At 73.1% G+C, this 23,060-nt stretch carries 14 protein-coding genes and 2 pseudogenes; 4 read left to right on the forward strand and 12 right to left on the reverse strand.

Translation table 11 applies throughout. From position 1 onward, the window contains the following. Nucleotides 1–15: 15 nt before the first annotated feature. The 3 genes and pseudogenes from AC4IHM_RS08275 to rpsO form a co-directional block, all read right to left on the reverse strand. Nucleotides 16–1,397, reverse strand: a pseudogene (locus AC4IHM_RS08275) (M16 family metallopeptidase). After that, nucleotides 1,394–3,613 (reverse strand): polyribonucleotide nucleotidyltransferase, encoded by a 2,220-nt coding sequence (locus AC4IHM_RS08280; RefSeq protein ID WP_490866431.1) that lies wholly within the window; start codon nt 3,611–3,613, stop codon nt 1,394–1,396. Before AC4IHM_RS08280 ends, AC4IHM_RS08275 begins: the two are co-directional and overlap by 4 nt. Nucleotides 3,614–3,907: 294 nt before the next feature. Then, on the reverse strand, nt 3,908–4,195 hold the full coding sequence (gene rpsO / locus AC4IHM_RS08285) for a 30S ribosomal protein S15 (RefSeq protein ID WP_490866432.1): 288 nt from the start codon (nt 4,193–4,195) through the stop codon (nt 3,908–3,910). Nucleotides 4,196–4,500: 305 nt separating this feature from the next. On the opposite strand from rpsO, the gene AC4IHM_RS08290 reads away from it, so the two are divergent. Next, on the forward strand, nt 4,501–4,782 hold the full coding sequence (locus AC4IHM_RS08290; RefSeq protein WP_490866433.1) for a DUF397 domain-containing protein: 282 nt from the start codon (nt 4,501–4,503) through the stop codon (nt 4,780–4,782). A gap of 540 nt (nt 4,783–5,322) precedes the next feature. Continuing rightward, nucleotides 5,323–8,775 (forward strand): SCO5717 family growth-regulating ATPase, encoded by a 3,453-nt coding sequence (locus tag AC4IHM_RS08295; RefSeq protein ID WP_490866434.1) that lies wholly within the window; start codon nt 5,323–5,325, stop codon nt 8,773–8,775. Between the two features lie 87 nt (nt 8,776–8,862). Here the strand turns inward: AC4IHM_RS08295 and AC4IHM_RS08300 are convergent, their stop codons facing one another. From AC4IHM_RS08300 to rimP, 9 genes and pseudogenes are all read right to left on the reverse strand, one after another. Next, nucleotides 8,863–9,819 carry a bifunctional riboflavin kinase/FAD synthetase gene (locus AC4IHM_RS08300; RefSeq protein ID WP_490866435.1) on the reverse strand — a complete coding sequence of 319 codons (957 nt, stop codon included), beginning with the start codon at nt 9,817–9,819 and terminating at the stop codon, nt 8,863–8,865. A 135-nt stretch (nt 9,820–9,954) separates the two neighbouring features. Continuing rightward, nucleotides 9,955–14,433 carry a hypothetical protein gene (locus tag AC4IHM_RS08305; protein WP_490866436.1) on the reverse strand — a complete coding sequence of 1,493 codons (4,479 nt, stop codon included), beginning with the start codon at nt 14,431–14,433 and terminating at the stop codon, nt 9,955–9,957. A gap of 254 nt (nt 14,434–14,687) precedes the next feature. Further along, nucleotides 14,688–15,594, reverse strand: a pseudogene (truB, locus tag AC4IHM_RS08310) (tRNA pseudouridine(55) synthase TruB). Continuing rightward, on the reverse strand, nt 15,591–16,079 hold the full coding sequence (rbfA, locus tag AC4IHM_RS08315) for a 30S ribosome-binding factor RbfA (RefSeq protein WP_490866437.1): 489 nt from the start codon (nt 16,077–16,079) through the stop codon (nt 15,591–15,593). Before rbfA ends, truB begins: the two are co-directional and overlap by 4 nt. 42 nt (nt 16,080–16,121) lie before the next feature. Further along, the gene (locus AC4IHM_RS08320) at nt 16,122–16,415 is read right to left on the reverse strand and encodes a DUF503 domain-containing protein (protein ID WP_490866438.1); all 294 of its coding nucleotides are present in this window, start codon (nt 16,413–16,415) and stop codon (nt 16,122–16,124) included. A gap of 155 nt (nt 16,416–16,570) precedes the next feature. Beyond that, on the reverse strand, nt 16,571–19,678 hold the full coding sequence (gene infB, locus AC4IHM_RS08325; protein ID WP_490866439.1) for a translation initiation factor IF-2: 3,108 nt from the start codon (nt 19,676–19,678) through the stop codon (nt 16,571–16,573). A gap of 163 nt (nt 19,679–19,841) precedes the next feature. Further along, on the reverse strand, nt 19,842–20,123 hold the full coding sequence (locus AC4IHM_RS08330; protein WP_490866440.1) for a YlxR family protein: 282 nt from the start codon (nt 20,121–20,123) through the stop codon (nt 19,842–19,844). Nucleotides 20,124–20,237: 114 nt separating this feature from the next. Further along, nucleotides 20,238–21,248: a transcription termination factor NusA gene (nusA, locus tag AC4IHM_RS08335; protein ID WP_490866441.1), complete on the reverse strand. Its 1,011-nt coding sequence runs from the start codon at nt 21,246–21,248 to the stop codon at nt 20,238–20,240. 2 nt (nt 21,249–21,250) lie between these two features. Further along, complete coding sequence (gene rimP, locus AC4IHM_RS08340; protein WP_490866442.1) at nt 21,251–21,778, reverse strand: ribosome maturation factor RimP; 528 nt, start codon at nt 21,776–21,778, stop codon at nt 21,251–21,253. 195 nt (nt 21,779–21,973) lie between these two features. Here rimP and AC4IHM_RS08345 point away from each other — a divergent pair, with 195 nt between their 5' ends. Both AC4IHM_RS08345 and AC4IHM_RS08350 read left to right on the forward strand, forming a co-directional pair. After that, nucleotides 21,974–22,543, forward strand: coding sequence for a hypothetical protein (locus AC4IHM_RS08345; protein WP_490866443.1), 570 nt, complete (start codon nt 21,974–21,976; stop codon nt 22,541–22,543). Beyond that, nucleotides 22,540–23,055 (forward strand): ferritin-like domain-containing protein, encoded by a 516-nt coding sequence (locus tag AC4IHM_RS08350; protein WP_490866444.1) that lies wholly within the window; start codon nt 22,540–22,542, stop codon nt 23,053–23,055. Before AC4IHM_RS08345 ends, AC4IHM_RS08350 begins: the two co-directional genes overlap by 4 nt. The last annotated feature ends 5 nt before the right edge of the window (nt 23,056–23,060 follow it).

Consider the following 23,060-nt stretch of genomic DNA (forward strand, 5'->3'; position numbering starts at 1 on the left):
TCTCGAAGGGGACCGTCAGGCGACGGCGTCGTGCAGCCGGGACGCCTGCTTGTCCTTCAGCGGGCCGATGACCGACAGCGAGGGCCGCCGTCCCAGGAACGTCACGGGCGACCGCGCGGACGTCGTCCGGTGTGACCGAGGCTATCCGGGCCAGCATGTCGTCGACGGACATCTGCTCGCCCCAGCACAGCTCGCTCTTGCCGATACGGTTCATCAGCGCGCCGGTGTCCTCGAGACCGAGGACCGTGGAGCCCTGGAGCTGGCCGACGGCACGGCCGATCTCCTCGTCGGACAGGCCGTGCTCGGCGACGTGGTCGAGTTCGTCGCGGCAGATCCTCAGCACGTCGTGCACCTGGGAGGGCCGGCAGCCCGCATACACGCCGAAGAGTCCGCAGTCGGCGAAGCCCGAGGTGTACGAGTACACGCTGTAGGCCAGGCCGCGCTTCTCCCGCACCTCCTGGAAGAGGCGGGAGGACATGCCGCCGCCGAGGGCGGTGTTGAGGACGCCCAGGGCCCAGCGGCGTTCGTCGGTGCGGGCGAGGCCCGGCATGCCGAGGATGACGTGGGCCTGCTCGGTCTTGCGGCCGATCAGCTCGACGCGGCCTGCGGCGCGGATGGTGCGCCTGCCGTCGCGCGGGGCGATGGGCGCGGCCACCGGTTCGCGGAAGGCACCGGCCTTCTCGAAGGCGGCGCGGACCTGGCGTACGACCTTGTCGTGGTCGACGTTGCCCGCGCACGCGACGACCAGGTGCGTGGGGTCGTAGTGCTTCTTGTAGAAGCGGCGGATGCGGTCGGCGGTGAGGGCGTTGACGGTGTCGACCGTGCCGAGGACGGGGCGGCCGAGGGCGTTGTCGCCGAACATGGTGTGCGCGAACAGGTCGTGCACGCAGTCGCCCGGGTCGTCCTCGGTCATCGCGATCTCCTCGAGGATGGCGCCGCGCTCGAACGTCGACGTCCTCCTCCTGGATCAGCGAGCCGGTCAGCATGTCGCAGACGACGTCGACGGCGAGTGGCAGGTCGGTGTCGAGCACGCGCGCGTAGTAGCACGTGTACTCCTTCGCCGTGAACGCGTTCATCTCGCCGCCGACCGCGTCGACGGCGGAGGAGATGTCCAGGGCGCTGCGCCTGGCGGTGCCCTTGAAGAGCAGGTGCTCCAGGTAGTGGGTGGCGCCGTTCAGGGCCGGGGTCTCGTCGCGGGAGCCGACGTGGGCCCAGATGCCGAAGGTCGCCGAGCGGACCGAGGGCAGGGTTTCGGTGACGATGCGCAGGCCGCCGGGCAGGGTCGTCCTGCGGACCGTGCCGATGCCGTGCTCGCCCTTGATGAGGGTTTGGGTACGGGCGACGGCCCGCGCCTCCGAGGAGGTACGGGCCGTCGCCGTGGCGCTACGGGACGTCACTGGTCGGCGTCGTCCTTCTTGTCCTCGCTGCCTTCCTCGCCCTCGATCACGGGGATCAGGGAGAGCTTGCCGCGGGAGTCGATCTCGGCGATCTCGACCTGGACCTTCTGGCCCACACCGAGCACGTCCTCGACGTTCTCCACGCGCTTGCCGCCGGCCAGCTTGCGGATCTGCGAGATGTGCAGCAGACCGTCCTTGCCGGGCAGCAGGGAGACGAACGCGCCGAAGGTGGTGGTCTTCACGACCGTCCCCAGGTAGCGCTCGCCGACCTCGGGCATGGTCGGGTTGGCGATGCCGTTGATCGTGGCGCGGGCGGCCTCGGCGGCCGGGCCGTCGGCGGCACCGATGTAGATGGTGCCGTCGTCCTCGATCGTGATGTCGGCGCCCGTGTCCTCCTGGATCTGGTTGATCATCTTGCCCTTGGGGCCGATGACCTCACCGATCTTGTCGACGGGGATCTTCACGGTGATGATCCGCGGCGCGTTCGGGGACATCTCGTCCGGCGTGTCGATCGCTTCCATCATCACGTCGAGGATGTGGAGGCGGGCGTCACGGGCCTGCTTGAGGGCGGCGGCCAGGACCGAGGCGGGGATGCCGTCCAGCTTGGTGTCGAGCTGGAGGGCGGTGACGAACTCCTTGGTGCCGGCGACCTTGAAGTCCATGTCGCCGAAGGCGTCCTCGGCACCGAGGATGTCGGTGAGGGCGACGTAGTGCGTCTCGCCGTTGATCTCCTGGGAGATCAGGCCCATGGCGATACCGGCGACGGGGGCCTTCAGCGGCACACCGGCGTTCAGCAGCGACATGGTGGAGGCGCAGACCGAGCCCATGGACGTCGAGCCGTTGGAGCCGAGGGCCTCGGAGACCTGACGGATCGCGTACGGGAACTCCTCGCGCGTCGGCAGCACCGGCACGATGGCGCGCTCGGCGAGGGCGCCGTGGCCGATCTCGCGGCGCTTCGGGGAGCCGACGCGGCCGGTCTCGCCGACGGAGTACGGCGGGAAGTTGTAGTTGTGCATGTAGCGCTTGCGGGTCACCGGGGAGAGGGTGTCCAGCTGCTGCTCCATGCGGAGCATGTTGAGGGTGGTGACGCCCAGGATCTGGGTCTCGCCACGCTCGAACAGGGCGGAGCCGTGCACGCGCGGGATGGCCTCGACCTCGGCGGCCAGGGTGCGGATGTCGGTGACACCGCGGCCGTCGATGCGCTTCTTCTCCTTGATGACGCGCTCACGGACCAGGGACTTGGTCAGCGAGCGGTACGCGGCGGAGATCTCCTTCTCGCGGCCCTCGAACTCCGGCAGGAGCTTCTCGGCGGCGAGCGCCTTGACGCGGTCCAGCTCGGCCTCGCGGTCCTGCTTGCCGGCGATGGTGAGCGCCTGGGACAGCTCGGGCCTGACGGCGCCGGTCAGCGCCTCCAGGACGTCGTCCTGGTAGTCCAGGAAGATCGGGAACTCGCCGGTCGGCTTGGCGGCCTTCGCGGCGAGGTCGGCCTGGGCGCGGCAGAGCACCTTGATGAAGGGCTTCGCGGCTTCGAGACCGGAGGCGACGACCTCCTCGGTGGGCGCCTCGGCGCCGCCCTCGACCAGCTTGATGGTCTTCTCGGTGGCCTCGGCCTCGACCATCATGATCGCGACATCGCCGTCCTCCAGGGCGCGGCCCGCGACGACCATGTCGAAGACGGCGTCGTCGAGTTCGGTGTGCGTCGGGAAGGCCACCCACTGGCCGCGGATCAGCGCGACGCGGACGCCGCCGATCGGGCCGGAGAAGGGCAGACCGGCCAGCTGCGTGGACGCGGAGGCGGCGTTGATCGCCACGACGTCGTACAGGTGGTCGGGGTTGAGGGCCATGATCGTGGCGACGACCTGGATCTCGTTGCGCAGGCCCTTCTTGAAGGAGGGGCGCAGCGGGCGGTCGATCAGGCGGCAGGTGAGGATGGCGTCCTCGGAGGGCCGGCCCTCACGGCGGAAGAAGCTGCCGGGGATCTTGCCGGCCGCGTACATCCGCTCCTCGACGTCCACCGTGAGGGGGAAGAAGTCGAGCTGGTCCTTGGGGTTCTTGGAGGCGGTGGTGGCCGACAGCACCATGGTGTCGTCGTCCAGGTAGGCCACGGCGGAACCGGCGGCCTGCCTGGCCAGCCGTCCCGTCTCGAAGCGGATGGTGCGGGTGCCGAACGCGCCGTTGTCGATGACGGCTTCGGCGTAGTGGGTCTCGTTCTCCACTAGTGTTTTCTCCTCGTCTTCGTCCCTCCTCGCCCGTGTGGCGGGGGGACGGTGGCGGAGAGGCGCTCCGGGCAGTGCGGGCCGGTCTTCGATCGAAGCACCCGGGGTTCTGCCCCCGGGGGCCACTACCGAGGACCGGCGGCGGCTGGGCGCGCCTCTCCTCGTTTCGTTCGTCGTGTCGTACGTCGTGCGTCGTGTGTTCTGTTACCACACTACAAAGCGGCGGCGACACCGCGCACGTACAGCAAAGGGAGCGGCCCCCGAACGAATGGGAACCGCTCCCTTCACGGCGTCTTAGCGGGCGCCCGCCGCGCCGCGGCGGATGCCGAGGCGCTCGACCAGCGCGCGGAAGCGCTGGATGTCCTTCTTGGCGAGGTACTGCAGCAGTCGGCGGCGCTGGCCGACCAGGATCAGCAGACCACGACGGGAGTGGTGGTCGTGCTTGTGGGTCTTGAGGTGCTCGGTCAGGTCGGAGATCCGACGGGACAGCAGAGCGACCTGGACCTCGGGGGAGCCGGTGTCGCCCTCCTTGGTACCGAAATCGGTGATGATCTGCTTCTTGACTGCGGCGTCGAGCGACACGCGTACTCCTCGTAGGTCTGTGAGTGGCCACCGAGTGCCCCCGGTCTACGTCTCGGGGGATCTTCCGTAACTCGGAAGGCGGGGATCCGCTGGGCGCGACCTCCAGGGCTCGGGGCTCCGGGGGCGCGTACACAAACGGCCGTCACACAGCGTACCAGTCCGGACGGACGCCCCTGGCCGCGGGCCCGGCGGCCGGTCCGTCACCCTTGCAGGTCACCTACATCCGCAAACCGCTGAGCAGGCAGAACTTCGGCCAGTAGGGTGACCGCACAGACCGCCAGCAGCACAGGAAGGACCTTGCCACGATGGTCAGCGCCGAGGACCCGGAACTCAAGGCTCGCAAGGAACGGGAGCGGGACGAGCTGTACTCCCTCGACATCTCCGGCGTCGAATGGCACAGCGCGCCCGGCACCGAGGAGCACGAGGAGCGGGTGGAGATCGCCTACCTTCCCGACGGTGCCGTGGCCATGCGGTCGTCGCTCGAACCGGAGACCGTGCTGCGGTACACGGAGGCGGAGTGGCGGGCCTTCGTGCTCGGTGCGCGGGACGGGGAGTTCGACCTGGAGCCGATTCCGGACGCCGAGTAGACGCCTGGTGAGTGCCGTGGCCCGGCGGTGGTGATTCGGGCGCGGGCGGGGTGGTGGGGCCGCACCGAGGTGGCGGTTCGCCGCCCCGTTGCCGTGTGCGGCGAGGAGTCGACGAGTTGACGGCGGGGAATCGTTGCGGGGCGTTGTGCGGCACTTTGGCGGCACCTCAAGGCGCTTGCCCGGTACGGGGGTTGCGTACCGGGATTTGAACGCCGGGGTTCGGGCAGGCTCGGACCGGGTGGTGCGTGGTTCTGTCCGAGTTGTGCGCCGGTATCACCTGGTTTGTTCGCTGCTGCGGGGCTGCCCGGTTCACATTTGGACGGGTTGTGACACCCAGGGCTCACGGCGGTGGGTGGGCGGGCCTGCCGTGGTGGGGCTTGTGGTGATTAGGCTGGGACCGGCGCGACGCCAGAACCCGTGGACCAGGCGTCGGCGTCCCAGGGGGAGAGCCGGTGCGCGGACGGCCTCGGACAACTTCGAATGACAGGCAAGGGTCGCCCCAGCACGGCATGAGGGTGCTCGACCACACCAGGAGGAACTGTGAGCAGCGACCGGGACGGGAACCGCGGGGGCTGGGCTACACCCGGCGATGACCAACCCGACGCGGAGTCCTCAGTCGAGGCGACGGGCGAGTTCACCATCGACTACGCGCCGCCCGCCTGGTACACGCAGAACGCGGCGAGTGATTCGGGGCAGGGGCAGAACAGGGAGCAGGAACAAGGGCAGGAACAAGGGCAGGGGCAGGCCGCGGCGGGGGCTTCGGGTGCCGGTTCGGCTTCGGGTGTCTCCGGGCCCTCCGGTTCTTCCGGGCCCTCCGCTCCGGCTGCCCCTCGTGGGCCGGTTCCGCCGCTGCCGGGGCTGACTCCGCCGCCGCACGCGGCCGCGTCCAACGGACCTTCCGCCATCCCGACTCCGGCCCCGGGGGCGCCCTTCACCCCGCCGCCGCCGACGCCCGCTCCGGGTGCCGCCTTCACGCCGCCACCGCCGCCGGGACCGGGGGCGCCGTTCACGCCGCCCGTGCCTCCGGGCGGCGGGCCGGCCGGGGTGCCCAGGCTGCCGGTCGGGAGCGGGTTCGAGCCGCAGGGGCGGCCGGAGCCCGAGCCGGATCCGGAGACCCGGGTGCGGTCCGAGTCGGAGGACGCTCCGGTGCCCGCCCCGGGCCCGGTGTCTCCCGCGGCCGTACCGGCGTTTCCGGCCGGGGGCTTCCAGCTTCAGGCGCCCGCTCCGCCGCCCGTCGAGAAGCCCGCGCCCGCACCGGATCCCGAGCCGGAGCCCGAGCCCGAGCCCGACAGCGGTGACCTCGACAGTGGCGCCACCATGCGGTTCTCCGCGGTCGCCCTGAAGCGGGAGATCGCCGAGCGCGCCGCGGCGGACGGCACCGGGCAGGACGAGCAGGACCAGCGTGACGAGCAGGCGGAGTCCGCGGTCGACGAGTCCGATGTCGCGGCCGACGCCGATGCCGACAACGCCACGACGGGCGCCGCCGACGATGCGGGTGCGGACCTGCCGCACGAGGCCCTCGCCGTGGCGGACGACGCCGTGGAGCCCGAGCACGTCGACGGTCCCGAACGCTCCGACGCCGGTGAGGGGGACGGCGCTGCGGACGCGTCCGGTGCGCCGGGTGACGGTCTCGACGCCGGCGTGTCCGACGCGGTCTCGGACGCGGTCTCGGACGACGCTGCGGACGGCCTTTCCGATGACGTTTCCGAGGACATCCCCGGCACCGGGCCGGAGCCGGTCGTCGCTCCGCCGCCGGTGCCCGGCCACGCACCCGACGCGGGACCCGCGCCCGCGCCCGAGGACGGCGTCCCGGCGGAGGGCAAGCGCGAGGACGCGGTGCCGCAACCCCGGGACGCCGAGCCCTCGTTGGACACCGTGGCGCCGGTCGGGGAGCCCGTGGACGCCGTACCGGCCGACGCGGCAGCCGGGGACAGCGGGGACAGCACACCGCAGGACGCCGTTCCGCAGGACGCGCCGCCCGCGGCACAGGCCGTGATGCCGCCGCTGCCTCCGTCGTACCCGCCCGCCACCCCGGCGCCGGCGCATCAGTGGCCCGCACAGCCCCAGTCGGCCCCCGCTCCTGAGCAGCCGGGTGTGCCGGCTCAGCAGCCTCCTTTCCAGCCGCAGGCACCGCAGCCGGCGCCCGCCGCGTGGAGTCCGTCGGCCGCCACGCCGACGCCGCCCGGTCAGGGGCCCGCGCAGCCCGTGCCGCAGCCTGGTTACGGCTTCCCGCAGCCGGGCGCCACGCCTCCGGCGGTCCCGCAGCCTCCGGTCCCGCAGCCGGGCGGCGTTCCCGCGCCCGAGACCGACGCCGGTTACGGTTTCCCGCAGCCCGGCGCGCAGGTCCCCCCGCCCCACTCCCCCGCCCAGCCCGGTGCTTACGGCTTCCCGCAGACACCGCACGGGCAGGCGCCGTACGGGCAGCAGCCGCACCCCGGTGTGCCGCAGCAGGGGCAGCCGCAGGGTGGCGGGGCGCAGACTCCGCCGGCTCAGCAGGGCCACGCGCCACAAGCCCCGCAGGCCCAGCCGTTGGCCCAGCCGGGTCAGGCCCCGCAGCCCCAGACTCCGCAGGCCCCGCCCGCCCAACAGCCGTATCCGGCACCGCAGGCACCCCAGCCGGCGCAGCCCGGGGTGCCCGGGTACCCCGGCGGGCCGGACCAGCAGCAGCCCCCGCTGCCCCCTCAGCCCTCACCGGCCCCCCAGCCGCAGCAGCCTCAGCAGCAGCCCGTCGATCCCCGGCTCGGGGCCGCCTGGCCGCAGCCCATGCAGCACGACCAGCGTCAGCCCACCAACCCCGGGGCGGCGCCGCTCGGTTACACCGCGGCCGTGGAGCTGTCGTCCGACCGGCTGCTCAACAACAAGAAGCAGAAGGCGAAGAGCAGCCGCCCGGCGGCCGGCGGTTCGCGGTTCAAGCTGGGCGGCAAGAAGGAGGAGGCGGAGCGCCAGCGCAAGTTGGAGCTGATCCGCACCCCGGTGCTGTCCTGCTACCGCATCGCCGTCATCAGCCTCAAGGGCGGTGTCGGCAAGACGACCACGACCACCGCGCTCGGCTCCACGCTCGCCACCGAGCGGCAGGACAAGATCCTCGCGATCGACGCCAACCCCGACGCCGGTACGCTCGGCCGCCGGGTGCGCCGGGAGACCGGGGCCACCATCCGCGACCTCGTCCAGGCCATCCCGTACCTGAACTCGTACATGGACATCCGGCGGTTCACCTCGCAGGCCTCGTCCGGCCTGGAGATCATCGCCAACGACGTTGACCCGGCCGTGTCCACGACCTTCAACGACGAGGACTACCGGCGCGCGATCGACGTGCTCGGCAAGCAGTACCCGATCATCCTCACCGACTCGGGCACCGGCCTCCTCTACAGCGCCATGCGCGGGGTGCTCGACCTCGCCGACCAGCTCATCATCATCTCGACGCCGTCCGTGGACGGTGCCAGCAGCGCCAGTACGACACTGGACTGGCTGTCCGCGCACGGGTACGCCGACCTCGTCTCGCGGTCCATCACCGTGATCTCGGGGGTGCGCGAGACCGGCAAGATGATCAAGGTGGAGGACATCGTCGGGCACTTCCAGACCCGGTGCCGGGGCGTCGTCGTGGTCCCGTTCGACGAGCATCTGTCCGCGGGTGCCGAGGTCGACCTCGACATGATGCGGCCGAAGGTGCGGGAGGCGTACTTCAACCTCGCGGCGATGGTCGCCGAGGACTTCGTACGCCACCAGCAGTCGCACGGTCTGTGGACGTCCGACGGCAACCCGCCGCCGGTGGCCGCCCCGCCGCTGCCGGGCCAGGGCTATCCGGGACAGCCCGGTGTCCCGGGCCAGTACGCCCAGCCGGGGCAGCCCGCTCAGCCTCAGCCGGGACAGCCGTATCCGCAACAGCCCGGACCGCCGTATCCGCAGCCCGGACCGCCCCACGCCCAGCCCGGTTACGGATACCCGCAGCAGGGACAGCAGCCGGGGCAGGCACCTCCCCCGCCGCAGCAGTAGCCCCGCGGCACCGTGCGAAGGCCCGCGCCGTCTCCGACGGCGCGGGCCTTCGCGTGTGCGCGGGCGGGGCCGGCGGCAGCCGGCCCGTCAGGAGCGGTGGGCGTCCGCCGCGATGATTTCGCGGCATCTGTCGACATCCGCCGCCATCTGCTCCAGCAGCGCGTCCAGGGTCTCGAACTTCGCCTGGCCGCGTACAAAGGCCAGGAAGTCCACGGCGACGTGCAGGCCGTACAGTTCGAGGCCCACGCGGTCGATGGCGTACGCCTCCACCGTGCGCTCGGTGCCGTCGAACTGCGGGTTGGTGCCGACGGAGATCGCGGCCGGCATCGACTCGCCCAGGGCGTGCAGCCGGCCGGCATAGACGCCGTCGGCCGGGATGGCGGTGTGCGGGAGGGTCTCGACGTTGGCCGTGGGGAAGCCCATCTCGCGCCCGCGCTGCGCACCGCGCACGACCACGCCCTCCACCCGGTGCGGCCGGCCAAGGATCTCCGCGGCGCCCTCGACGTCCCCCTCGGCGACCAGCCGGCGGGTCAGGGTGGAGGAGAACGGCTCGCCGCCCCCCGCGTCCCCGGTCACGTACAGGTCGACGACCTCGACCTCGAAGTCGTAGACCTTGCCCTGCTCGGTGAGGAAGTCCACGTTCCCGGCGGCCTTGTGGCCGAAGCGGAAGTTGGGGCCCTCCACGACCGCCCTGGCGTGCAGCTTGTCGACGAGGACCTTGACCACGAAGTCGGCCGGGGAGAGCTTGGAGAACTCCGTGGTGAAGGGGAGGATCAGCACCGCGTCCACGCCCAGGTCCGCCATCAGTTCGGCGCGGCGGTGGTGCGGGGCGAGCAGGGGCGGGTGGGTGCCGGGCCGGACGACCTCGCTGGGGTGCGGGTCGAAGGTGACGACGACGGCGGGGACGCCCAGTTCGCGGGCGCGGGCCACGGCGTGCTTGATGATCAGCTGGTGCCCGCGGTGGACGCCGTCGTAGGAGCCGATGGTGACGACGCTGCGTCCCCAGTCCTCGGGGATGTCCTGCAAGCCACGCCAGCGCTGCACTGTGTCTGCTCCTTGGTGGTTTCCGTGGTTTTCGTGGTGCCTCATACGCAGGTCCAAGGGTGCCATGCCCACCGTCTGCGGCCCGCATCGGTGTCGGACCTGTGACCGGGTGCACGCCGCACGGACGGGCCGGCGTCAGGCGGGTACCCGTGCCCCTGCCAGGCTCTCGACGGTGCGGCGGGCGCTGGGACCCACGAGTGCGTCCCAGTCCTGGGGCGCGTCGGCCAGCCAGCCGGTGAGGCGGGTGGCGAAGCCCGGGAGATGACGGGCCAGGTCCACCAGACCCCGGTCGAAGCGTCCGGCGCCGTCCGGGGTGCGGACGAGGAGGAACCCTGTGCGGTGGACGAGGGCGCGCAGGTCCTCGCCGTCGCACCGGGCGGCCGCGTGCAGCAGCGCGTCCAGGACGGCGGGCGCTTGTTCCCGGGCCAGGAGGTGCTCACGCAGCTCGCGGCGGAGCGTGCCGCCGCCGGGGCGGCTGCCGGGCGTGCCGTCCGGGGCGCCGTCGGCGGCCAGTACACCGGCCAGCGCGGCCCTCACCGGCTCGGGACCCTCGTCCAGAAGATGGGTGATCAAGGGCTGGAGTACGGCGCGGGCCGCCGGGTCGTGGTCGAGCCGCCGGTCGGCGTACGCGGCCAGGTGCCCGGCGGTCTCGGGGCGCTCGGCCACGGCCCGCCCGACGAGGGCGGCCACCCTGGGGGCCAGCGCGGGGGTGGTGGCGTCGGCGAGCCTGCGCAGCGCCTCCCCGGCGTCCGGGCCGCGCAACCGGGCCCGGAAGGCTTCGAGAACGGGCTCCGGGTGGGTCGGCAGGGCGGCGGCCACCGCGCTCGGCGGCAGGTACGGGTCGCCCGCCGCGAAGTGGTCGAGCGCCCTCGGGAGATGGCGGTCGCGGCTGCCCGGGTCCTGGACGAGCAGGGCGAGGGCACCGCCGCGCAGGGGACTGCCGGAGGGGCCGGCGAGCAGGACGAGGGCGGCGTGGCGGAGCAGGGCGCGGTCGGCGCCGGTGCGTGCGTGCGGGGCGGTGCGCAGGCCGTGGGTGACCGCCGCCGCCTGCCGTGCCGGGCGTTCGTCGCGCGCCCACCGCTCGACGGCCCGGCACAGGGCGGACGGCTCCTCCTCGGCCAGGACGGCGAGGAGTTCGTCGGCCCGGCGGTGCGTGCTGTCGACGAGCGCCTCGGTGAGGCCGTCCAGACCGCGATGGCGGTGGGTGTGCAGGAGCGCCTGCGCGGCCGTCGCGACGGTGGCGTGCGGGGTGGCGGGCAGCGGGCGTTCGTCGTCGAACCAGCGGACGAGGAGCGGTTGTACGGCCGTGGGGTCGGCGGTGAGCAGTGCGGCGACGGTGTCGAGATGGCGGGGACCGGGCTCGCACGGGGGGCCGTCGGCGAGGACGAGGCGGCGCAGCAGGTCCAGGCGCGTGGTCTCCGGGAGCCGCAGGGCCGTCCAGAAGGCGGGGCCGAACTGCCCCTGCGCCGACCGCTCTTCGCCTCCGCGCTCGGCGATGCCGTCGGCCAGCATCCGCAGCACCTCCGTGTACGGCGCCGCGTCGGGCACCCGCGTCAGCGCCTCGGCGAGCAGTCGCGAGGCCCACCAGGAGTGCGGTTCGGCATCGAGGGAGTTCACCAACTCTTCGAGGGTCAGGGAGAGTTGGGGAATGCCGTGCTGGCGGGCGAGGAGCAGTACGGCTTCGACGACGGGGCCGATGCGGTGGTGCGGCACGGGGAGAGCACGGGTGTCGTGCGGGGTGCCGCGACGGTGCACGAGGGCGCGCAGGGCCTCGTCCAGGTCGAGGTGCGTGCCCTGGATCCAGTCGGCGAGTTCCTCGTGCGCGAAGCGGTAGCCGCTGCCGGCGGGGACGAGGAGGCCCTCGGCGAGCACGGCCGACGCCCAGCCGGTGCCGCCGCCGAGCCGGGCCGGGGCGGGACCCCACGGGAACAGTGTCTCGAACGACTCCCGGTCGAGTCCGCCCTGCCCGGGACCGAGACTGCGCCGGGCGGCCTCGTGGACCTGCCCGGAGACCTTCGCCGCGAGCCGGCGTACGGCGCTGCCGTGCAGGCCGTTCGCCCCTGCCAGGCGGCTCGCGACGCGCAGGCACACCAGGTCAAGGTAGGCCGCGAAGACCGTGTCCCGGTCGACGCGGACGGGGGGCGGGTCGCCGGGGAGGGCGGCGTGGACCTCGGAGAGCAGGCGGAGCGTGAGGGGGTGGCGCCCGTCCTGGTCGGACAGGGCGCCCTCCGGCACCCGGTAGCGTGCGCGGGCTTCCCCGGCCTCTGCGTCGTCCAGGTCGCCGAGACGGACACAGGGCGGGAGTCCCGCGTCGCCCGCAGCGGCCCCCGGCCCGGCGGTTTCCGCCCGGGGTCCGACGGCTCGGGTCCCCCGGGACGGTCCGTCGGCGGCCGGCCTCGGCGCCCAGGAGGCTCCGCCGGCGGTCTCGGCGGACACCGCCGATGCGCCGGCGCGGGGATCCGGCCACGATCCCGCGCCGGGCTCCCCGGACGACGGACGCGGCTCGCCCACGGCGGCGTCCGACCACGAGCGGCCTCCGCCCGAATCCCCGGCCGACGGCCCCGATTCACCGACCGCAGGGCCCGACCACGGCCGCCCTGCATTCCACGTCCACGGCTGTCCGGGCCCGGCGACGGAAGGGCTCGGCCGCCGTTCGCCGTCCGCCGTCCCCGGTGCGGGCGCTCCCCCGGCGGCCCCGGGCGTCGGCTCCCCGGCGGCGACGGCCCGAGGCGACGGCACGCCCACGGCCTGCCCCGGGGCCCACGCCCCCACGGCCGACCCGGACGCCAACGCCCACGCCGGTCCAGTGGCCCGTCCCGACGGCAACGCCCCGGCGACCGGCCCCCATCGACCCTCCCCCGCGGCGGGAGCGAACCGGCGCTCCCCGGCCGTCGCCCGGTACAGCAGCTCGCGCGGGAACTCCGCCCCCGCGTGCTCCCAGTACTCCGCCCGGCAGGCGATCACGAGCCGTGCTCCGGTCTCCCGGAGCCAGGTCGCCGTGCCCTCGGTCCACTCGGGGAGGCGGTGGGCCAGGACGGGCGGCATCTCCTCGGGGCCGTCGAGCAGGAGCAGGAGGGGCCGTCCGGCGGTGCGGGCCAGATGGGCGAGGCGTTCCGGGGTGATGTCGCCGAGGCCGGCGGGGCGGGAGCGGTCGGAGGCGGCCACGATACGGGCGGCCCGGAGCAGCGTCCGGCGTGCCGCGTCCGCCAGCGACATGTCGTCGTCGCGGAGATCGGCGCCGCGCAGCCACAGCGTGGGCGCGGGCTCCGTGCCCCGGGAGCGGCGGGCGGCGAGGGCCGCCAGCTCGGTCGTACGGCCGCTGCCGGGCGCGCCGACCAGCCCGAGGACACTGGCGGGGCTCGCGGCGAAGGCGGCGAACTCCCGGGCCACCGCCGTCCGTTCGACCGGCTCCGCCCCGCCGGGACGGCCGCCCGGTCCGGCGGGACCGTCCGGTCCGGGACAACCGCCCCGTCCGGCGCCGGGCCCCGTGCCGCTGCGCCCGCCCCCACCGCCGCCCTTCTCCCCGACGCCGGTCCGAGCCCCGCTCCCGCCCCCGGCCTCTGTCCCAGCCGCAACCCCCGCCCCGGCACGAGCCGCGACCTCAGACCCAGGCCCAGCCCCAGCCCCGGTCCCGGTCCCGGTCCCGGTCTCGATCCCGCCGGCGACGCCAAGTTCAGCCGCGCCCCTCACCCGAGCCGCGACCCCAGCCCCAGCCCCAGCCCCGGCCCAAACCTCAATCCCGGCCTCAACCCCGGCCCCCTTCCCGGCCGCAGCTCCCAGCCCAGCCGCGCCCCCGACCCCGCCCCCAACCGCAGTCGCCCGCACCGGCGGCCCGTCCTGCCCCACCGACGTGGCCGTGAGGGCGAGGACGCCGGCCAGATTGAGGTCGGTGCCGTAGGCCGGGACCGTCGCGGCGTTCTCCGCGAGCAGGTCGGCGAGGGGGCCGGGGGCGGGGCGCAGCGGCACGGCGAAGCCCACGTCGCTGTGTCCGGAACTCAGGGCCGTGCCGAGGAGCCCGAGGACCGCGCCGGTCGCGACATCGAGCACGGGTCCGCCGGCCGCGCCGCCGCCCAGCCGCAACGCGTCCCGCCCGGCCGTGCCGACCGCGAGTTCCAGGGCGTCGCCGAGGAGGTGGAAGCGGTCGGTGGCCGTGTAGGTGACGCCGGTGGTGCCCAGGACCCGGGCCTCGCGCCAGCCGCCGGCGGCGATACGGACGTAGGTCCCGGCCTCGATACGGGCGCGGGTGGTGACGGGCAGCGGCTCGACGCCGAGGCTCTCGGTGCGTACGAGGGCCAGCCCGAGGGCGGGCAGCGGGATCACGTCGGCGGCGGCCACGACGCGGCGCCGGTCCCCTGCGGTGCGCAGGACGAGCCGGGACAGGCCGTCGACCGCTTCGTGACTGGTGAGCACCGTGCCGTGGTGGTCGGCGGCGAAACCGGTGCCGCGGGGGCGGCCGGCGAGGTCGTGGACGCGGACGAGGGCGTCGTCGGGCGGACACCACGACGGCTCGGCCTCCCGGGCCTGCGGCCCGTCGCACGAGTCCCGGGAGACGTCCCGGGACCGCTGTCCTGCCCTGCCGCCCGCCGCCTCCCGGGACCGGTTCCGCGACGCCATCGTCGAACCTCCCCCGCCGTACACCCGCGCTGTGTCTCCGACGGTAGGCGCCCGATGATCAGTGGGACAGATCCCGTGGCGAACGCGCCCCCTTCCACTCCCCCGGTTCACTCCGAGCGCCTGCCCGGACGGGTGAACTGGAGGCGTGGGTTGGATAGACCCTGAAGGTGGGGGAACCGAGGGGGACCGTGGAGCGGCGACAGTGAATTCCCCGTGATCGCCGCTCCACGGGCGGAATGTGACGGTGCGTCGGCTCAGCCGAAGACGGCCAGGCTCTTCGCCTTGCCCCGGTGCTCCTCCACGAGGGCGAGGAAGCGGCCCTCGGGGTCGAAGACGGCGACGGCGCCGGCCCCGGCGTATGTCTCGGGCATCTCCAGCCGTACACCGTTGACGAGCAGCCGGGCCCGTCTGGCGTCCACGTCCCAGCGCGGGAAGGCGGCGCCGGCCGCGTCCGCGATCGGCATGACCTCGAGTTCCTTCTGGAGCTGGTCCAGCGTCCGGGCGGCATCCAGCCTGTACGGTCCGACCCGGGTGCGGCGCAGTGCGGTGAGGTGGCCGCCGACGCCGAGGTCGGCGCCCAGGTCGCGGGCCAGGGCGCGGATGTAGGTGCCGGAGGAGCAGACCACCGAGGCCACCACGTCCAGCACCGGGGTGCCGTCCTCGGCGACAGCGTCCCGGAACGTCGTACACCGTGAAGGAGGAGACGGTGACGGGGCGGGCGGGGATCTCGAACTCCTCGCCCTCGCGGGCCCGCTTGTAGGAGCGCACGCCCTTGATCTTGATGGCGCTGACCTTGGACGGCACCTGCATGATGTCGCCGGTCAGCTTGGCGACGGCGGCGTCGACGGCGGCGCGGGTGACCTTCGAGGCGTCCTTGGACCTCGTGATCTCGCCCTCGGCGTCGTCGGTCGGTGTCGTCTGGCCGAGCCTGATGGTGCCCAGGTACTCCTTCTCGGTGAGGGCGAGGTGCCCGAGGAGCTTGGTCGCCCGCTCCACACCGAGGACCAGGACGCCCGTCGCCATCGGGTCGAGCGTGCCGGCGTGCCCGACGCGCCGGGTGCGGGCGATGCCCCGCATCTTGGCGACGACGTCGTGCGAAGTGAAGCCCGACGGCTTGTCGACGATGACAAGGCCGTCGGGCGTGGGGTGCTTGTCGGTCATTTAGCGGTGTCGTCCGTCTCGTCGGCGTCGGCCGTCTCCTCGACGTCGGCCGCGTCTTCTTCGTCGCCCGGCTTGCGGTACGGGTCCGCCTCGCCCGCGTACGCGGCGCCCGCGGACACCTCGCGCACCTTGGCGTCGGACTGACGCGCCTTGTCGAGGAGGTCCTCGATGTTGCGGGCGGTGTCCGGGAGGGCGTCCATGACGAAGGCCAGGGTCGGCGTGAACTTCACGCCGGCCGCCTTGCCGACCTCGGAGCGCAGGATGCCCTTGGCGCTCTCCAGCCCGGCGCTCGCCGCCGCGCGCTCCTCTTCGTCCCCGTACACCGTGTAGAAGACGGTCGCCTCCCGCAGGTCACCCGTGACCCGGGTGTCCGTGATGGTGACGTGCGAGCCGAGCCGCGGGTCCTTGATCCCGCGCTGCAGCTTCTGGGCCACCACCTCTCGGATGAGGTCCGCCAGCCTTTTCGCCCGCGCGTTGTCGGCCACTGGTCCGTCTCCCGTTCTTTCTTTCTCTCGCGTGTTCTCTGGTCAGTCGTCGTCGCCGTGGAAGCGCCGTCTCACCGACAGCAGCTCCACCTCTGGGCGGCCGGCCACCAACCGCTCGCACCGGTCGAGCACGTCGGTGAGGTGCCCCGCGTCGCCGGACACCGCGGCCAGGCCGACGACCGCCCGCCGGTGGAGGTCCATGTGCTCCACCTCGGCCGCGCTCACCGCGTACTTCCGCTGGAGTTCGGCGACGATCGGACGGACGACGGAGCGCTTCTCCTTCAGCGAATGTACGTCGCCGAGGAGGAGGTCGAAGGACAGCGTCCCCACATACATGTGTGCAGCCGGTTCACCCGCCGGTTCGGGATCGATGGCCCCGCCATCCAAGGGCGGGGACGTCAGAACCGTACAACGAACGGCCGGGGCCGATCGACGGATATTGTTCTCCGCCGACCGGCCCCGGACCGTGTCGCCTCGGAAGTCGGGGGTGCTTACACCCGCGGCTTCTCGCGCATCTCGTACGTCGCGATCACGTCGTCGACCTTGATGTCGTTGAAGTTTCCGAGGTTGATACCGCCCTCGAAGCCTTCGCGGATCTCGGTGACGTCGTCCTTGAAGCGACGCAGACCCTCGATGTTGAGGTTCTCCGCGATGACCTTGCCATCGCGCAGGAGGCGCGCCTTGGTGTTGCGCTTGACCTCGCCGGAGCGGATGAGAACACCCGCGATGTTGCCCAGCTTGGAGGAGCGGAAGACCTCGCGGATCTCCGCCGTGCCCAGCTCGACCTCTTCGTACTCCGGCTTGAGCATGCCCTTGAGGGCCGCCTCGATCTCCTCGATCGCCTGGTAGATGACCGAGTAGTACCGGACGTCCACGCCTTCGCGCTCGGCCATCTGCTGCGCACGCCCCGCGGCGCGCACGTTGAAGCCGATCACGATGGCGTCGGAGCCCATCGCCAGGTCGATGTCGGACTCCGTGACCGCACCGACGCCGCGGTGCAGGACGCGGATGTCGACCTCTTCGCCGACGTCCAGCTGGAGCAGCGAGGACTCGAGGGCCTCGACCGAACCGGAGGCGTCACCCTTGATGATCAGGTTCAGCTGCTGGACCTCGCCGGCCTTGAGCACCTTGTCCAGGTCCTCGAGCGACACGCGGCGCGTGCGCTTGGCGAACGCGGCGTTCCGCTCGCGGGCGGCGCGCTTCTCCGCGATCTGGCGGGCCGTACGGTCCTCCTCGACCACGATGAAGTTGTCACCGGCGCCCGGGACGTTGGTCAGGCCCAGGACCTGGACCGGCGTCGAAGGACCGGCCTCGGCGACGTTGTTGCCGTTGTCGTCGAGCATGGCGCGGACGCGGCCGTAGGCGTCGCCCACCACCATCGTGTCGCCGACCCGCAGGGTGCCTCGCTGCACGAGGACCGTCGCCACGGCACCGCGGCCGCGGTCGAGACGGGACTCGATCGAGATGCCCTGCGCGTCCTGGTTCGGGTTGGCCCGCAGGTCGAGCGAGGCGTCCGCGGTGAGGACCACGGCCTCCAGCAGGGAGTCGATGTGCAGACCCTGCTTGGCGGAGATGTCGACGAACATGGTGTCGCCGCCGTACTCCTCGGCCACCAGGCCGTACTCGGTCAGCTGACCGCGCACCTTGGTCGGGTCGGCGCCCTCGACGTCGATCTTGTTGACCGCGACGACGATCGGGACCTCGGCCGCCTTGGCGTGGTTGAGCGCCTCGACCGTCTGCGGCATGACGCCGTCGTTGGCCGCAACGACCAGGATCGCGATGTCGGTCGACCGGGCACCACGGGCACGCATGGCGGTGAACGCCTCGTGACCCGGGGTGTCGATGAAGGTGATCTTGCGCTCTTCGTCGTTGACCTCGGTCGCGACCTGGTAGGCACCGATGTGCTGGGTGATGCCGCCGGCCTCGCCCGCGATGACGTTCGTCTTGCGGATGGCGTCGAGCAGTCGGGTCTTCCCGTGGTCGACGTGGCCCATGACGGTAACGACCGGCGGACGGACGACCAGGTCCTCCTCGGAGCCCTCGTCCTCGCCGAATTCCAGGTCGAAGGACTCCAGCAGCTCGCGGTCCTCCTCCTCCGGGCTGACGATCTGAACCGTGTAGTTCATCTCGCCGGCGAGGAGCTGGAGGGTCTCGTCGGAGACGGACTGGGTCGCGGTGACCATCTCGCCGAGGTTCATCATGACCGCGACGAGCGACGCCGGGTTGGCGTTGATCTTCTCCGCGAAGTCGGTGAGCGAGGCACCGCGCGACAGGCGAATGGTCTCGCCGTTGCCGCGAGGCAGCATCACGCCGCCGACCGACGGGGCCTGCATGGCCTCGTACTCCTGGCGCCGCTGCCGCTTCGACTTGCGACCGCGTCGCGCGGGACCGCCGGGACGGCCGAAGGCGCCCTGCGTGCCACCGCGGCCACCCGGGCCACCGGGACGACCGCCGAAGCCGGGACGGCCACCGCCGCCACCGAAGCCGCCGCCACCGGGACGACCGGCGAAACCGCCGCCGCCACCGGGACGACCGCCGCCACCGCCGCCGGGACGGCCGGCGAAGCCGCCACCGCCGCCCGGACGACCGCCCCCGCCGGGACGACCGGCACCGGCCGGACCGCGGCCGCCGGGACCGCCACCAGGACGGGGACCGGCAGCCGGACGCTGCGGCATCATGCCGGGGTTCGGACGCGGACCACCGGGACGGGGACCGCCCTGGCCGCCCTGCGGACGCGGCATCGAGCCCGGGGACGGGCGGTTGCCGCCCGGAGCCTGGGGACGGGGACCGCCGCCCTGGCCGCCGGGGGCCTGCGGACGGGGACCGGCGCCGGGGGCACCGGGACCGCCCGGACGGGGACCGCCCTGCGGACGGGGCGCCTGCGGGCGCGCCATGCCGGCGTTGCCGCCGGAGGTGAAGGGGTTGTTACCCGGACGCGGGCCGCCGGGGCGGCCTCCGGGACGCTGTGCCGGGGCGCCGGGGCGCTGGCCACCGGGACGGCCCTGGCCGCCCTGCTGACCCCGGTCCTGACCAGGACCGGACGGACGGCCGCCGGGCTTGGGTGCGCCGGGGCGCGCAGCGGGCTTCGGACCGGCCGGAGCCGGGGCCGAGGCGGCCGATGCGGCCGGCGCGGCCGGTGCGGCCGGTGCGGTCGGCGGAGCGGTGAACTCCGGCGCGGCCGGGGCCGGACGCGGCGCGGGCTTCGGGCCCGGCGTCGGACGCTGGCCCTGGGCCGGCGCCGGGGCGGGCACCGACGGAGCCGCCGGCTGCTGGGCGGCGGCGGGCTTGGGTGCGGCCGGCGGCCGCGGGGCGGCGGGACGCTCTCCCGGTGCCTTGGCGCCGCGGGAGGGACCCCCGGCCTGCGCCGGAGACGGCGCTGCGGGCCTGGGGGCGGCCTTCTTCGGGGCCGCGGGACGACCGGCGGACCGGCCGTTGCCACTGCCCTGCTGGAAGGCGTCTGTCAGCTTGCGTACTACGGGCGCCTCGATCGTCGAAGACGCCGAACGGACGAATTCACCGAGTTCCTGGAGCTTGGCCATGACGACCTTGCTCTCGACACCGAACTCCTTGGCGAGTTCGTAGACCCGGACCTTAGCCACTTCGCTCCTCTGAGGTCCGGGTTGCGTCCGGACCGTCGCTAGTTCATGGGCGTACTCATCGCGTACTCATCGAGTGCTCATCGCAATCTCGACCTGCTTTCGACTCGCGAGGTACCGGGCCGCACGGGGTTCCGCGCGGCACGTCTTCCTTACCATGTTGCTTTCAGCAACCCTGTGCCTGCTCGACGTAGTGGCGCAACGCCTTTACGTCGAGCGGACCCGGGACGCGGAGCGCCCGCGGGAACGCCTTGCGGCGCACTGCCTGGTCGACACAGACCGGTGCGGGATGCACATACGCACCCCGGCCGGGCAGCGTACCGCGTGGATCGGGGGTGCAATTACCCTCGACCGCCACGGTGCGCAGCAGCTCGCTCTTGACCGCTCGCTCCCGGCACCCCACGCAGGTGCGCTCAGGGCATGCTCGGGCACGTGTCCGGCCAGACACTCCTAAGTCTACCTCCCCGTACCGACCTCACCCCTGTGGGGTAAGAATCGAACACACACCGCACGTGAAGCTGTCGTGATCTCAGCGCCGTGCGGCTTGGATCTATTCCCGCGTCTATTCCCCGTGCTCGGACGAGGGGCGGTCGGACGGCTGCTCCGTGTCCGGGCGGATGTCGATCCGCCAGCCGGTCAGCCGGGCCGCGAGCCGGGCGTTCTGGCCTTCCTTGCCGATGGCCAGCGACAGCTGGTAGTCGGGCACGATCACGCGTGCGGAGCGGGCCGCCAGGTCCACGACCTCCACCTTGGAGACGCGGGCCGGGGAGAGCGCGTTCGCCACCATCTCGGCCGGGTCGTCCGACCAGTCGACGATGTCGATCTTCTCGCCGTTCAGCTCGCCCATGACATTGCGCACCCGGCCGCCCATGGGGCCGATGCAGGCGCCCTTGGCGTTCAGGCCCGAGCGGGTGGAGCGTACGGCGATCTTGGTGCGGTGGCCGGCCTCGCGGGCGATGGCGGAGATCTCGACGGACCCGTCGGCGATCTCGGGCACCTCCAGGGCGAAGAGCTTCTTCACCAGGTTGGGGTGCGTACGGGACAGCGTCACGGAGGGACCGCGCACGCCCTTGGCCACCCGGACGACATACGACCGCAGCCGCATGCCGTGCGCGTAGGTCTCGCCCGGCACCTGCTCCTGCACGGGCAGGATGGCCTCCAGCCTGCCGATGTCGACCAGTACGTTCTTCGGGTCGCGGCCCTGCTGGACCACGCCGGTGACGATGTCGCCCTCGCGCCCGGCGTACTCGCCGAGCGTCGCGTCGTCCTCGGCGTCGCGCAGCCGTTGCAGGATGACCTGCTTGGCGGTGGTGGCGGCGATGCGGCCGAAGTCGGACGGGGTGTCGTCGAACTCGCGGGCCTCCTGGCCCTCCTCTAGGTCGTCCGGGTCCTCCTTCGCCCACACGGTCACATGCCCGGTGTCCCGGCTGAGCTGTACGCGCGCGTGGCGGCGGCTTCCCTCGGTGCGGTGATAGGCGATGAGGAGTGCCGACTCGATCGCTTCGACCAGCAGGTCGAAGGAGATCTCCTTCTCCCGCACCAAGCCCCGCAGGGCGCTCATGTCGATGTCCACGGCTACGCCTCCTCGTCTTCCGTTGTGTCGTCCGTGCCGTCGGTGTGCTCTGTGTGCTTGCGGTTGAACTCGACCTGGACGCGTGCCTTGTCGATGTCGCCGAAGGCGAGTCTGCGGGTGGTGGCCCTGCGGCCCTTCACTCCCGGTACTTCGAGGTCGAGTCCGTCGTCGTCCACGCCGAGGATGCGGGCGACCACTTCGCCGCCCTCGCGCAGTTGGAACCGCACCAGGCGGTCCGTGGCGCGCACGTAGTGGCGGTGCTCGGTCAGGGAGCGCTCCGCGCCCGGGGTGCCGACCTCAAGGGTGTACTCCGCCTCGCCCATCGCGTCGCTCTCGTCGAGCTTCCCGGACAGCGCGCGGCTCACCTCGGCGATCCGGTCCAGATCCGCGCCGGTGTCGGAGTCGACGACCACCCGCAGCACCCGCTTGCGCCCGACCGAGTCCACCGCGATCTCTTCGAGGTCCAGTCCCTGGGAGGCGACGAGCGGCTCCAGCAGCTCTCGCAGCCTCTCGCTCTGGGTGGTGCTCATCCGGGTGACTCCTCGGCCGCGTGTGCTGTTGTGGGATGGGGCGCGTGTCTGGTCAAAGGGTATCCGGTCCCGGAGGGTGTTGCCGTCCACCTGTGGACGAGCGGTGCCGATGAGTGGCCGCGGGCCCGTGCGCGGGTACGGTGATCAAAAGCGTGCCCGCTCATCTCTTCTTACGAGTTCACGAGGACGTTTGCCGTGCCACTCCTCCCTCCGTCGCGCGCCGGCTCCCGGCCGCGGAGAAGAACCCTGCTCGTCACCGCCGCCGGGGCGGCCTTGCTCGCGGGCTGCGCGGGCAAGGCCTCTGACTCCGGCGGCTCCGGCGATTCCGGCGGGTCCTCCGCCGCCGGCCGGGCTCGGGCGCGCGCGGCCGGTGACAGCCGGGAACTGGCGGCCCGTTACGACGCGGTGCTGGCCGCGCATCCGGCACTGGCGGACCGGCTGGGGCCGCTGCGGGCCGAGGTCGTGGCGCACGCCGAGGCGTTCGAGGACACCCCCGCCGTGTCGTCCGGGCCGTCCGGGCCGTCCGGCTCTCCCGTGGTGTCCGGCAAGGCGTCCGGTTCCGCGTCGGCGTCCGGTTCGACGTCCGCCGGTGTCCCGGCCGACGAGCGGGAGGCCCTCGGCACGCTCGTCGCCGCGGAGCGCGCGCTGGCCGACCGGCGGGCGAAGGCGCTGCTCGACGTGCCGGCCGAACTGGCACGGCTCATGGCCTCGGTGGCGGCCGCCGGGGCGGCCCACGCCTATCTGCTGACGGGGAGCGGGAAGTGAGCGGCTACGGCAAGAACGACAAGGACGCCGCGGTCCGGGCGAAGGAGCTGGCGGCGGTGCAGGCGGCACTGGCCGCCGAGCACGCGGCGGTCTACGGCTACGGCGTGATCGGCGGCCGGATCGGCGAGAAGCGGCGCGCGGAGGCGACGGCCGCCTACGACGCCCATCGCTCGCGGCGGGACACGCTGGCGCGGGAGGTGCGGGACCTGGGTGGCCGGCCGGTGGCGGCGAGCGCCGGTTACGCGCTGCCGTTCCCGGTGACGGACCAGAGCACGGCCGTACGGCTGGCCGCCGAGATGGAGGACCGGGTCGCCGGGGTCTGTTCCGACCTGGTGCGGGCGACGCGGGGCGCCCGGCGCGGGGCGGCCGCGGCGGCGCTGCGGGAGGCCGCCGTGCGGGCGGTGCGCTGGCGCGGGGAGAGCGTAGCCTTCCCGGGTCTCGCCGAGAGATCCGGTGAGACGGCGGGACCGGCCGGGCCCGCCGGATCGGCGTCGCCCGCACCGACGGCCTGACGTAC

This window comes from Streptomyces sp. SL06 (assembly GCF_058244745.1).